Origin of the sequence: Alteromonas abrolhosensis (assembly GCF_001953635.1) — a bacterium.
GTDB classification, from domain to species: Bacteria; Pseudomonadota; Gammaproteobacteria; order Enterobacterales; family Alteromonadaceae; genus Alteromonas; species Alteromonas abrolhosensis.
Window position 1 is genome coordinate 203,467 of sequence record NZ_MEJH01000004.1, and the last position, 12,944, is coordinate 216,410.

Annotated in this window: 13 protein-coding genes; 6 read left to right on the top strand and 7 right to left on the bottom strand. The window is 42.3% G+C overall.

The window, feature by feature from the left end:
• Positions 1 to 159: 159 nt before the first annotated feature.
• Positions 160 to 1,116 (bottom strand): ParB N-terminal domain-containing protein, encoded by a 957-nt coding sequence (locus BGK61_RS08335; protein ID WP_076011386.1) that lies wholly within the window; start codon positions 1,114 to 1,116, stop codon positions 160 to 162.
• Positions 1,116 to 1,679, bottom strand: coding sequence for a recombinase family protein (locus BGK61_RS08340; RefSeq protein WP_076011385.1), 564 nt, complete (start codon positions 1,677 to 1,679; stop codon positions 1,116 to 1,118). Before BGK61_RS08340 ends, BGK61_RS08335 begins: the two co-directional genes overlap by 1 nt.
• 251 nt (positions 1,680 to 1,930) lie before the next feature.
• On the opposite strand from BGK61_RS08340, the gene BGK61_RS08345 reads away from it, so the two are divergent.
• Together BGK61_RS08345 and BGK61_RS08350 are read left to right on the top strand one after the other, a co-directional pair.
• Complete coding sequence (locus BGK61_RS08345) at positions 1,931 to 2,806, top strand: endonuclease/exonuclease/phosphatase family protein (protein ID WP_157888788.1); 876 nt, start codon at positions 1,931 to 1,933, stop codon at positions 2,804 to 2,806.
• A gap of 10 nt (positions 2,807 to 2,816) precedes the next feature.
• Complete coding sequence (locus BGK61_RS08350) at positions 2,817 to 3,302, top strand: hypothetical protein (protein WP_076011383.1); 486 nt, start codon at positions 2,817 to 2,819, stop codon at positions 3,300 to 3,302.
• Positions 3,303 to 3,587: 285 nt separating this feature from the next.
• Here BGK61_RS08350 and BGK61_RS08355 read toward each other — a convergent pair whose 3' ends face one another.
• Complete coding sequence (locus tag BGK61_RS08355; RefSeq protein WP_014997841.1) at positions 3,588 to 4,022, bottom strand: hypothetical protein; 435 nt, start codon at positions 4,020 to 4,022, stop codon at positions 3,588 to 3,590.
• A 196-nt stretch (positions 4,023 to 4,218) separates the two neighbouring features.
• A complete protein-coding gene (locus tag BGK61_RS08360) occupies positions 4,219 to 5,394 on the bottom strand; it encodes a patatin-like phospholipase family protein (protein WP_076011382.1) in 1,176 nt (391 codons plus the stop codon).
• 212 nt (positions 5,395 to 5,606) lie between these two features.
• Here BGK61_RS08360 and BGK61_RS08365 point away from each other — a divergent pair, with 212 nt between their 5' ends.
• The 3 genes from BGK61_RS08365 (at position 5,607) to BGK61_RS08375 (ending at position 8,487) form a co-directional block, all read left to right on the top strand.
• Positions 5,607 to 6,623 (top strand): 2-dehydropantoate 2-reductase, encoded by a 1,017-nt coding sequence (locus BGK61_RS08365; protein WP_076011381.1) that lies wholly within the window; start codon positions 5,607 to 5,609, stop codon positions 6,621 to 6,623.
• Positions 6,624 to 6,818: 195 nt separating this feature from the next.
• Positions 6,819 to 8,009 (top strand): OprO/OprP family phosphate-selective porin, encoded by a 1,191-nt coding sequence (locus BGK61_RS08370; RefSeq protein WP_234349456.1) that lies wholly within the window; start codon positions 6,819 to 6,821, stop codon positions 8,007 to 8,009.
• A 118-nt stretch (positions 8,010 to 8,127) separates the two neighbouring features.
• The gene (locus tag BGK61_RS08375; RefSeq protein WP_076011379.1) at positions 8,128 to 8,487 is read left to right on the top strand and encodes a VOC family protein; all 360 of its coding nucleotides are present in this window, start codon (positions 8,128 to 8,130) and stop codon (positions 8,485 to 8,487) included.
• A gap of 121 nt (positions 8,488 to 8,608) precedes the next feature.
• On the opposite strand, the gene asd is transcribed toward BGK61_RS08375, so the two are convergent.
• A complete protein-coding gene (gene asd / locus BGK61_RS08380) occupies positions 8,609 to 9,733 on the bottom strand; it encodes an aspartate-semialdehyde dehydrogenase (protein WP_076011378.1) in 1,125 nt (374 codons plus the stop codon).
• Positions 9,734 to 10,201: 468 nt separating this feature from the next.
• Here asd and BGK61_RS08385 point away from each other — a divergent pair, with 468 nt between their 5' ends.
• A complete protein-coding gene (locus tag BGK61_RS08385) occupies positions 10,202 to 10,768 on the top strand; it encodes a cytochrome b (protein ID WP_076011377.1) in 567 nt (188 codons plus the stop codon).
• 136 nt (positions 10,769 to 10,904) lie between these two features.
• Here BGK61_RS08385 and BGK61_RS08390 read toward each other — a convergent pair whose 3' ends face one another.
• Both BGK61_RS08390 and BGK61_RS08395 read right to left on the bottom strand, forming a co-directional pair.
• Positions 10,905 to 12,503: a sensor domain-containing diguanylate cyclase gene (locus tag BGK61_RS08390; protein ID WP_014997848.1), complete on the bottom strand. Its 1,599-nt coding sequence runs from the start codon at positions 12,501 to 12,503 to the stop codon at positions 10,905 to 10,907.
• On the bottom strand, positions 12,496 to 12,939 hold the full coding sequence (locus BGK61_RS08395; RefSeq protein ID WP_014997849.1) for a type 2 periplasmic-binding domain-containing protein: 444 nt from the start codon (positions 12,937 to 12,939) through the stop codon (positions 12,496 to 12,498). Before BGK61_RS08395 ends, BGK61_RS08390 begins: the two co-directional genes overlap by 8 nt.
• Positions 12,940 to 12,944 lie beyond the last annotated feature (5 nt).

The following is a 12,944-nucleotide window of genomic DNA, read 5'->3' on the forward strand; positions in this document are numbered from 1 at the left end:
TTTATTAGTGGTTGATTTTTAGTCTTTTAGTAAGACACTTAATATGTACCTAAACCTATTGTGTACACCTTGATAACTCGAAGTGTACACATGTGTACGGTGTGAGGCTAATGTCCTTGTAGGCCCTGATATTAAAGGGTTTGAGTGACTTTCTTGTCTTTAGAATTGGTCGGTTTCTAACGAGAACTTTGTGGTGTTACCATGGTTTTCCTCATAATTAGCCTCATCAGAGTAAGCATTCGCAGACTCCCAAGTGGCTCTTTTCGAGATGGTGATTCCTAGCTCTTGACCTCGTACAGCCTTTCTCAATGCTTCTCTGAAAATACCAGCATCATAGTACTTCATCATGTTAGTGAAGTTTTTGATAGCCTGATTGGTTCTATATTCTATCCACTCTTGTGTCTCTGCTGGTGGTTCAGAAACAATACCTGAATATGCGTTAGCTAATTTTCTCATCCTAGGGAAACCTTTTGAATCCCATGCAGAATCAGTTAAGTAGTATTCTTCTTCAAGTCGCGTCTTAAGAACTTCTGCAAGTTGTTGCACACTTATGTTTTTATCTTGTATCACACCTTCTAGAGCATTAGCACATGCTATTAAAGCTCTTCGATAATGGGCGGCTTGTCCCTTGTCACAGCCTACTAACTCCATTAGTTTAGAGATGCTAAGACCAAATTTATTTGAAACTATAAGGCTTCTAAACTTGGACTGAGTTATTTCCTCAGCGGTAACACCTACACCGTGTTCTTGGTTCATCTCCTGTGCTGCTAGGAACGCTTCAACATAGGTGCGTTTCTTTACTAGTACAGCTTTGATTGTCATTGGCTCGTCTGGTTTTTTCTTAAGGTATTCTAAACACGCTTTTGTACGATGAAAGCCATCGACTACATAGAGCTTTTCTTCAACTTCAAAAACTGTAATAGGTTGCTTTATTCCCACACCGTTAAGTAGATCCTTGAGGATTTTAGAGTCTTGCATTGATTGCTTCGTAATCTGAGCTTCTCTATCCTTGCTTTTCCTAATCAACTCAGGTTCACGAGCTTGTATCATAAGGTCTAATACAAGGTCGCGAGGGTCTAAGTCTGTGTCAATAGTGTCTGACGAGTATAAATTCATTAAGCGTTCTCAGAGGCTGCTAGAGCCCGTTGTACTGTTGATAATGACACACCTACCTCAGAGGCAATCTTACGAAGTGATACACCTTCTGAGCGCAGTGTGTGAATGCGCTGGTGGTTGGATTGATTAACTGGACGCCCACGGTACTTACCAGCTTGCTTGGCTTTCTCTATGCCTTCCTGACGTCTCTCTTGAATCATTGAAAGCTCAAACTGGGCAACTGCTCCTAACATGCTCAGCATTAGGTCTGACATAGCATCAGACCCACCAGCATTGAAGCACAGAGCTTCTCTATGAAACTTTACATTAATGCCTTCTGCGTTCCATTGGGTTACGAGTGTCTTGAGGTCTACAAGGTTTCTAGCAAGTCTATCAATGCTATGAACATGAATAGTATCTCCTTCTCTAGCATATTCCTTAAGGTCTTCTAGTGCTGGACGGTTAGTAGTACCACCACTACAGCGGTCTATGAATTGCTTCTTGAAAGAGAGTCTAGAGTCTGACAACTGACGGTCTGTGTTCTGGTCTGTAGTAGAAACCCTAATGTATGCTAAATCAGCCACTTCCTGTACCTGTTTGATTCTAAGAGGTGGCGGATAATGGTGTACCCATAAATAAAAGTCAATACAAATAGGTACAAAGTGGTAATTAAATGACTATACCTGTTTGGGTATACCTAATGTTCACACTTGTGGCAAAGTATGTTTGAACATCTTACTGATTTTCAATTGTTTAATAGTATGTCATCATGTTCTTTAGGATGTTTATTTGATTTACGGACGATATTTTCTGACTTATGCTTCATAGACTTCGTTTGGGTTGGTGGAATACTAACCTCTCTCCTACAAAAGGTGGCGCAAATTGTTCTGATGAAGAGTGTTTAAAAGCCATGGTGAGAGTCTTGCGTTTAATGCTGACTAAATACTCATGTGATCTTATAGGTCTTTGTGAAGTAAACGAACACGATATAGCATACATCAATAACGAATTAAGTTTATCTGACATAGGGCTCATTGATTTAGTGAGCCCTGCTGGTCGTTCCAGATTTGATATGGCTATCGCGTTTAATAATAAAAAGGTAGCTATAAAAAAGGAAAGGGAGTTTAAAGAGACTGTTACTGGAAATACTCTCAAAGTTGCTCAGGTTGTTAATGTAGGAAACGTATTTGATGATTCCTCGTTCAGACTTTATCTTTGTCACTGGGCAAGTAAGCTGTACGGAGATGGTATGGCGCGTAGAGATGAAGCTGCAAAATATCTTTATGCGGATTGTAAGACATTAATGAATGACGGTGGAAGTGTAATTGTCATGGGAGACTTTAACGCTGAACCTTATGAAAATTGCCTAGTCAATGAGATGAGAGCGAACAGATGTCACGAAGCTGTAAAAAAATACCCTCGAGAGTTTTTCTATAATCCTTTTTGGCGAACGATTGTATCAGAAAAGCGTTTTGGCTATTTGATGAACAATGAGGAGTTTAGGTCTGGATCCTATAGATACAAAGAGTTCAAAAATACAATTTGGCATTCGCTGGATCAAATAATTCTATCTGGCAGTTTTTTAAATGGGAATGACTGGCAGTTAAATGAGTTCTTCACCAACGTACTTTATGATGAGAGTTTTTATGAGGAGGGAAAAAAAATGAATATTGATCATTTCCCTGTCATTTGCGAAATAGTGAAAGTTTGAGGAGAGTATAGTGAATTTTGATGAATTACTTAGAAGAGGCAATGAGTCCGCAGATGAATATCAAAGTAATCTGGACGAGATCGAGAAAACCTTAGATGAGCTTTCTCAATCACTATCTAAATTTCTCGTGTGTGATTTAGAGGTTTACAAGTCGATAGACTATGTAGAAAACGTGAAAACAGGACTTGCTGCGCTGACAGATCCTTTTGCACCCAAAGAAAAAACTGGCTTCATAAATATTCACGTGCGTAATGTGCCAACAGGTGAGACATTGAAGCTTTTCAAATTAAAGTATTCTTCAGATGTATACCCTTTAACTTTAAGCTTTGACGACAAGCATTATGTGGCTCCTTGTTTTCCTGACTTTCAAGGTAATCTAGGTGAAGTTATAAGTAGTACGGATTTTCACCTCAGGCTAAGACACTTAAAGAATAGAATTCTTAAAGAAGAAGAAAAGAAAAGATTAAAGCTGGGCGACTCAAGTACTGAGGACTAGTACAATGGTTTATTGCAATTTTTAGTTAAGTTACTGAAATTAATGGTTAAAATTTAAAGTGGTTACATTCGAGGGTTCGAATCCCTCTCTCTCCGCCAAATACAAAGAACCGGCTTTAGGCCGGTTTTTTTGTGTCTATCGATTAGTGCTTATCAACGCAGCAATACCTTTCGCTTGCGCAAAAAGAAACCCGCGTTGAAGCGGGTTTCTTTTTAAACGCGTTTATGGCGACGCTGGTATGCTAAAGCCTACGGCTTCTCATCTCTGATGTCGCGCCGCGGCGAGCTACTTCGCAACTTGTTGATGAAGCTTAATTAGGTCAGGAAGCTTTTTCGCGTAAATCGCTTTCTTCGTACCTGGATGAAGTAGTTGGCTTACGAATGTACGTAAGAAGCCAAGTACAAAGGTTTGAACGCGGTCAGCGTCTGCTTCACTTGGGTTAGCAATTAGCTTTTCTGTCTCCGCTTGTACTTTATGTACAATCGGATCCATGGTGTCTTTTCCAGAAACTAGGTCATTACCAGTCACAACGCCTTTGCCAAGCAAGTCTCTAACTGCTGAGTATAAATCAGCAGAAACAGCGTTAGACTGTCCCCAGTTCGCAATGTTGTATTCTTCAGCAATCTTATCTAAATCAGCAGTTGGGTCGTTAGACTTCAATAGGCTGTCGATAAGTTTATGGGCTTCAGTTTGTTTTACGGGTGTTGATAATTCTGACATGGTTACATTTGTTGATTATGTGGGTGAGCGCGTTATAAATATTCTGCCAGACAATGTCAACCCGTTTGCCGCTAATCTGGGCAATTACAAGAGGGAAAGCAACGCGAAGTCTCACCTGTGAACATGGTCATGCACTTAGCAATTTATGCACAGCCACCTCAGGCTAGCCACTATTTTATAAGCGCAAGACGCCTGATTATGCCGAGATCCTGCTATTTATATCATCAGCCCCCGCGTTGGGTTTGCGAGGTGCTGGAATAGGAAGTTTAATTGCATGCTTTCTATTAGATGCGCCGTGCTGTGACTTCATATAGCCATTAGCGTTTTTTGGAAAGTACGCTGCGGCACTTGTAGCATTCTCACCGTGCAGTGAAGCGGTAGGCTGGCTGTTTGCTTCTTGTGGGAAAGCAATGGCTTTGCGTTCAGTTTCTAAAAAGGTACTTCCGGCTTGCTTACCTAGCTTATAGTCATGGCGAAGCTGCGCATCTGTACTGCCTAACAATTTACTTTGAAGCTTATCTGACGCAAAAATTTGAACAACCTCTACACCTTCTGGTGGGTTTTCAATAAACGCCAGCTCTTTTTGATAAGCTTGTTCGTGCTGTAACAGGTAGTCGATAGTTTTGGGGCAGGTGCCCGTTGCACACATTACTGCGCTCAACTTTTGTAGCCAAGGCGACTGTGCTTGAAAGCCTTTATCTACCGTGCGAATAACGACAATCTTGGTAGCCCCTCGTTTGTAGGCCTCGGTCACTGGCAATGGCGCTGCCAAACCGCCGTCTAAGTAAAAGTCGGTATTGGCTGCCTGTTTTGCTTCAACGCCAATGTGCAGTGGAACGCCCTGCTTATACAGCAAAGGTAGTGCACTCGATGCCTTAATTAGTTCTACCCAGTCGTGATTACTTTTCATAGGGTCAAGATAATAAGCTTTTCTATCTCGGGAGTTAGTAGCGGTAAACAGAATTTCTCGGTCCGCCACGTTTGCCTTGGCAGTGTCGAGATCAAGTAAACGGTTAGCTTCTTGAGTTTTGTCGAAATACCAATCTAAATCGACAATATGCTTACCCATTAAACCTCGTCCCATTTGGAAAAAGCGTCTGTGTCGAGTTAAGCCGCGAATAAGGCGTTTTGCATAGCCTTTCTGACGTGCTACAAAGCTTGTTAGATTTTGTGAACCTGCTGAAGTACCAATCAGGATATCAAAGGGGTCGTGACCAGCGTCTAACCATGTATCAAGAACGCCCGCTGTGAATATTCCACGTTGACCTCCACCTTCTGCGACCAAGGCAACCTTGCCCTTGTACGGCATACCAAACTTACGAGTTTCTAAGTAAGCTGATGAATGCGTAGGAACTAGTTTTTGGCCTAACATGATACCCCTTTACTAGAAGATGAATATAAATTGACTACTTGGCCAAATTGTAGAGAGATCATGCAATGGGCGAAAATTGAAAGAATGAATCGTACTGATAGGAAATAACTGATACTGAAACACTTTTTGTTATTCACCTGTAATTTTGGTGTTTACATTTTGATCGTTTAACCGCAGTCTTAAGAGATAAAGCTTAAGTAGGAAGTACGGTAATGAAAATTGTGGTGTTAGGTGCAGGCAGTATTGGTTGTTATGTAGCAGGCTGCCTGTTGGCATCTAAAGATGCGTTATGTACTCCTAATTCGCTTACGCTTATTGGTCGACAGCGTTTGTGCGATGACATCACAGCACATGGCATCAATGTAACTGACTGGCAAGGTCGCGACCAAATGGTTGCCCCTAAACATATCTCGTTTTCATTAAGTAACGAAAGTTTGGTTAACGCTGATATCATTTTACTTTGTGTAAAAAGCCAAGATACAGAACAGGCCGCTAACATTATTGACCAGTACGCGAGTCCTTCTGCAATTGTTGTTAGTTTACAAAACGGTGTACGCAACGCACACATGCTTCGGCACCGCCTCAAGCAGAGCGTGATTGCGGGTATGGTGCCTTTTAATGTTTTCTATAAGGGGAATGGCCACTTTCACTGTGGAACTGAAGGTAACATAGCCCTGGAAGACCCCAATAGCGAATGCTCAGACCTGATAAAGGCTTGTCAGAAAGCATCGCTTCCGGTGACAGTTTATAGCGATATGGCTGCGGTACAGTATGGCAAGCTCATAATGAACCTCAACAACGCGGTCAATGCATTGTCGGGTATTCCACTAAAGGAACAGCTTGGCAATAGGCAGTACAGGTTAGTGATGGCGAAAGTATTATCCGAGGCATTAACAGTGCTAGAAGCAGAAGGTATTACACCAGCAAGAACAGGGAAAGTTATTCCCAATCTAATGCCAAAAATTATGAAGCTCCCTGATTTTTTATTCAATGTGGTTGCAGCATCAACACTTAAAATAGACCCTGAGGCTCGCTCTTCAATGTATGAGGATCTGATGCTAGGTAGGCGAACTGAAATAGATTTTCTAAACGGTGAAATTGTAAGGTTAGGGGAGAAAAATCATATAGCCACCCCCGTAAACACTCACATTGTTGAACTAATAAAACAATCTGAACAAGCGGAAAAAGGAAGCCCTCACTTACCGGCAGTGGCACTCTTACCTAAATAAAGAGTACCTGAATAAAAAGCACCTAAACAAAAGGGGCCTAGTTAAAAGCGCGATTTAACGTGAAATATTACAGTTTTATGTCATTTTTGTGTCAGTACCCTTGATTCTTATACTAAAGTATATATTCTGAGCGCAAACTCTCATTCTTCTTAGTGTATTTTGCTTTTCCAAACATTCTTTTCTTGGTGTCTTTTATTGAGCTCCGTTGGGGCTTTGTTTTTCTCCTCGGCTATTTTAGCGCTAGAGGTTGACCTTAAGCGTGAGTCTGAAGCAACTATTCCTGCCTACAATGGCAACGGTCTCACTTTTCAAAGTGACAATAACGCCTTCTCGATACGTGTGCGTGGTCGACTTCAGTTTCGTTACGCCAACCCCGGGATAAGCCAGCCTACAGAACGTGATGATTTTGCTCATAACGCAGGGAATCAATTTGGTGTTAATAGGGCTCGAGTTAAGCTAGATGGTCATATAGGTATACCGTGGATTAAATACGGTGTGGAATATGATGCCGTTGATCAACGCACGCTAAGCGCCACGTTATCCCTTGAAAAGTATGATGCCCTTCGGCTTAAGCTTGGTCAGTGGAAAGTTGAATATTCCAGAGAACGTAGCGTTAGTAGTGGTGGCCAACAAATGATGGATCGCTCAATCATCAATAGAATATTTACGCTAGACAGACAGATGGGCGCTTCAGTCTACGGTCACATCGATAGCGGTGGCGCTTCTAGTTTTAATTATTGGGCGGGGCTATTTAATGGGTCTGGTCGAGGTGATTATAGCAACCACGATGGCGACGCAATGTATGTTGGACGTTTTCAGTGGAACATTTTTGGTGAAAAAGTTGGTTTCGACAATAGCGATATCAAACGCTCTGCTAAGCCCAAGGCAGCTTTAGCAATAGCGGGAGCAAAGTTCAAAAGCCAGTTTACACGCTTCTCCTCATCTGGAGCTGGCAATTTAACTAACTTTGACGAAGGTGAAATTGAAGGTCAGTATGATATTCAGCAATTCGTCATTGATGGCGCGTACTTCTATCAAGGGTTTAATGCTCAAGCGGAATATCACGAGAAAAAGATTGTGAATATAGCCCAAAACGATTCTCAAACAACGCTGCGCGGGTATTACGTACAGGCGGGGTATTTCATCTCCGAATCAATTAGTTGGTGGCCAGAGCCTCTTGAAATTGCGGCGCGTTACGCTACTTACTCTCCAAATACGAATGAAGGCGATGATCACTTCTTTGAAAGAACTTTGGCATTTAACTACTTCTTCAATGGACACAAAAATAAAGTGACGGCCGAGGTGAGCAAGGTAGCGCTCGATCAGTTCGGCACTGAAGCAGGGGATGAGACTGTCTATTCATTGCAATGGGACGTGAGCTTTTAAATTAAGGTTATCGTTTAGAAAAATAACCGTGTTTGTTGCACCTATTTTCTAAACCCGGGACTAGCGAGAAATAAGTGCTATGATGGTATTTACTCTCCCTTATTAGGCCTTTTTAACAATGTCAGAAAGTATAAAAATCAACTATGTTGAATTCGCATCTTTAGATATAGGCCGTTCAAAGGCTTTTTTTGAAAATGCTTTTGACTGGCGCTTTACAGACTATGGAAGTGAGTACACCGCTTTTAATAACTCTGGTTTGGAAGGAGGCATTTTTGCTTCACAGCGTGTGGCACAAGCAGAAAACGGCGCTCCTTTGTTGGTGCTCTATGCCAAGAATATTTCTGAAGTTCAGCGCAAGGTAGAAGACGCGGGCGGTGCAATCAGCAAACCACTTTTTGATTTTCCGGGCGGGTGCCGCTTTCATTTCATAGAGCCAGGCGGTAACGAGCTTGCTGTTTGGTCTGAGTCAGCTAAGTAGTACTATATACCTGTCAAAGCCTAGTTTTCATAGGCTTACAACGCTAAAAACAAAAACGCCTTGCATGTAATATAACAGCAAGGCGTTATAAATCGCGTTTAGTGAGCTTTAAAACATTCCGTTAGTTTTGCTCAAGCACAATGCGCAACATTCTGCGGAGCGGCTCTGCAGCGCCCCATAATAGTTGATCGCCAACAGTGAATGCAGAAATATATTCAGGGCCCATATTAAGCTTGCGAATACGACCTACTGGAATAGAAAGTGTACCGGTTACTTTCGCAGGAGTAAGTTCACGCATGGTAGCGTCGCGGTCATTAGGAATAACTTTTACCCAGTCGTTGTGCTTAGCAAGAATATCTTCAATTTCAGCTAACGGTAAATCCTTTTTAAGCTTGAGCGTGATCGCCTGGCTATGACAGCGCATGGCGCCAACGCGTACACAAATACCGTCGATAGGTACTTCGCTGCCTTTAATACCCAAAATTTTGTTAGCTTCGGCTTGGGCTTTCCACTCTTCACGGCTTTGACCTGAAGGTAGTTGTGAATCGATATATGGAATCAAGCTACCCGCCAGCGGTACACCGAACTGTTCACTTGGATAGTCTGCGCTTCGTATAAACTCAGACACTTGCTGGTCAATCTCTAAAATCGCGGTAGCCGGATCTTCAACCTTTTCTTTCACATTACGGTGAATTGCGCCCATTTGAGTAATGAGTTCGCGCATGTGCTGTGCACCTGAACCTGAAGCGGCTTGATACGTCATGGGTGACGCCCACTCAACGAGGTCTTTTTCAAACAGGCCACCTAGCGCCAATAACATAAGGGAAACGGTACAGTTTCCACCTACATAAGTGCGAATGCCTTTTTCAATACCACTATCAATTTCTTTGCGGTTTACAGGGTCCAGAATAATTACGGCGTCGTCTTTCATGCGAAGTGCTGACGCAGCATCAATCCAGTAGCCGTTCCAGCCAGCGGCTCTTAAGTCGTCGTATACTGCTTTTGTGTAGTCGCCGCCCTGACAGGTGATAATAATATCTTGTTTAGACAACGCTTCTATGTCGTGCGCATCTTCTAGAACACCTGCATCTTTCCCAGCAAAATCTGGTGCTGCACTGCCTTTTTGTGAGGTAGTGAAAAAGGTGGGCTCAATGTGCGCAAAGTCTTGCTCTTCTTGCATGCGCTGCATTAATACTGAGCCAACCATACCGCGCCAGCCCACTAAACCTACTTTTTGTTGTGACATTAAATTGAGAACCCTTGTAACTAAAATGAAAAGTACTTCGCCACCTACGCCTGTTTAGTCAACGCCTATTCATTCATGAACAAACGTAGATACAAACTAGACGAAGAGTAACGTCGAACGCCGCTTATCTGTTGAGCTGGCGTAATACCTGTCGTTTTTATTTTTGTCTTTGCAGTCTAAGTGTTATTTATCCCGCTGGCTAGATGGTTTTTTATAAATATTCTGTCGTTGATATAAGCATTTTAGAAACGCTGAATTAGTAGCTAAACAATCTATAGAATGCAGGTAAGCGAGGGCTTAAACACAGCCCAACACCGCACACTTACCTGATTTAAAAAAGATTGTCGGCCTAAAAATTGCTTTGTCACTTTCAGGTAACCCCTCACAATACGCGAGGGTTTGCCATGTTGAGATACGCTTTAAGGAAAACGTAGTTCTTAACATCAATCATAAAAGTGAGGAACACACATGCAGTACGATAGCCATAACAAATTTGCTACCACTACGGTATTTTTACATTGGGTGGTTGGATTAACCATTATTGGATTACTTGCCACGGGGATTTACATGTCAGAAAACGGTGTGTATGCGTTATACCCTTGGCACAAAGCGATTGGCTTTCTAGTGCTTTTTGTCGCGCTTGCACGTGTAGTGTGGCGTATGAAAAATGGTTGGCCTAGCGCTGCCGCTAACTACAAGCCAATAGAACATAAGCTTGCGTCGGTTGTACACTGGGTATTAATCATCGCTACGCTTTTAATGCCCATTTCTGGCTTGATGGCGTCGGTACTTGGTGGTCATGGCCTGTCAGTCTTTGGTTTAGAAGTGTTCGCGCCAAACTACAGCGTTGAAGACCCTGAAAAAACTTTGCCTATAAATTATGAGCTTTCTAAAGCGGGTGGTGCCATCCATTTTTATCTCGGCTACACGGTAATTGTCGCACTATTGCTACACATTGCTGGCGCACTCAAGCATCACTTCGTCGACAAAGATGGCACTTTAAAGCGCATGTTAGGCAAAGACATTGCACAGTAGTGCCTAACCACATGGTATTCTTGCGTAGCAGTGTCAGTGTGGACGTGTTTTGACGGTGCTGTGCTCACAGCAAGACTGAGTACATAACTTTAAAATAAAAGCCGAGCTATTTTAGCTCGGCTTTTTACATCCAAGTTCAATGCTCGGTATCGAGTGATGTAGACTCAGCAAAGAAAAGGTAATCATCTGGTGCAGCTATCTTATTTTGTTTAGCTTTGTACATCGCAATGTCAGCCAACTTAATTAAGGTACTCATGTCGTCACTCATACGAGGGAAGAAGGCAACACCTACGCTCATTGAAATATAAGTGGGTTCTGGATCGTCGTTGAAATAAAAAGGCTGTTTTACGCCATTATTTACTTTTTCGATAGCACTTTTGACAGAAGCTTTGTCTTCAGCGTGGAGTAGCAGCACAAACTCATCGCCGCCCCAGCGAATAGCCACATCGTTTTTGCGAATTTTTTCTTTTAATTGTTCAGCTACAAAAATAAGCACTTCATCGCCGGCGTCGTGACCGAAGATATCGTTGACTGCTTTAAAGCCATTTAAATCAATTAATGCTAGGGCGAAGTGGTGGCCTTTCTTCATTAATTTAGCAACTAGCTTTTCACCGCCATTGCGATTATAAATGCCCGTTAGTGCGTCGAAGTCCGCCTGTAACGCTAACTTCTGTAGCTCGTGTTTTCGGCTGGAAATATCATTTAGCGTTAGCTGGTAATACCGTTCACCGTCGTCGGTTATCAACGGACTAGCGATTAATTGCACCCAAGTAGCATCATCAGTTTTGTGCGACTTTAGCTTGTATTCGCCCGTAGCAAACTCATTACGCGCAAAAGCTTCTGAAAGAGAGCTTTTCATTGCTGAAGCGGTTTCAAATAGTTCTTCAAGCAGCTCACCGTATTCTTGTTTAATCTCAAGACCTAGTTTTTCAACTAAGTCATTAAATGCGTTGTTTCTAAGTTCAATAGTTCCATCTTCTGCCATTAAAACAGTGGCTGATTTTGCATTTTCAAACAGCATTCTAAAACGCTTTTCCAGAAACTCGATTTCTTCTCTTAATTGCCGCTCTTGAGTAAATTGCTCTTCAACTTTATTTAGCAGTTGGTTGGTGTCTTGTACCAATTCGCCAATCTCACTCTTAGAATGATACTCAGGGATATCAATTCGCTCTTTCGTACCAGGGGTAATTCCGTGCAGCGAGCGCCCCACGCGCAGCATGGGAGAAATGATGATGTAATAGGTAATAATTAAGGCAACAATGCCAACAACAAGTGCTTCTACATATAAGGAGTAATTGTTATCAGTACTTATTTCCTCAGCCTGTTTAATAATGTGGTCAAAATTCGGGTAGACATTTACTTCTGCTAACGAGTCTTCAGGAATGAAAGGGTGTCGTACCACAAATACACGAGGCTCAACCTCTTTATTAATGGCCTCATTAACGTTGAATTGATAATACAACGCATCACTTTTAATCGATGCCGCAAGTATTTTCTCACTTTTTACTAAGCCGTTTATTGCCTCTTTGGCAAGATCTTCATCTTCTAAAAAGGCCGCGATAGATGCCGTTGCACTAACGGTTTGGTAAAGCTCTTGTATGTCGTTATTCGCCTCACTAATCTCATGCTCGTACGTTGCGCGATAAAAAAACTCTGCGGTAGTGAACACTACTAGCATGGCTGCAGCCACTAAGATGAGCGAGAATCGAAATCCTAAGCCGTGAATATTAATCAAAGCGGTATACTACCTTCATCTTGTCCGTCACGTACGACTCATAAACATAGGCTAACGCTGATTCGTCTTCTTCAAGCCGTTGCATGACATCATCAATGGTTTGTTCTATGGCTGGTGGCTTCACACGTCCAGAGAATTTCAGTCTAGACCAATAAGCATTGACCCGTGCAAGGGGAAGCCCAACCAACGATTTGTAAAATTGACCTTTTAGCTTGTCATCACGATCAATATCGATGGGGGTTGCTTGTTTGCCATTTGGAAACGCAGAATATTTACCCATAAAAAGATCTATCAACCCTTTTTTGTCTAACACCTGCACATCGTTGTTTGGATTTGTTACTACGACAATTTTCTCTTGAGATTGCGCAACCGAAGAGACGCTATATAACAAGAGCAGTGCAACAATCATTGTGGGGAAGCGCTTATACCAATTCATTTTCG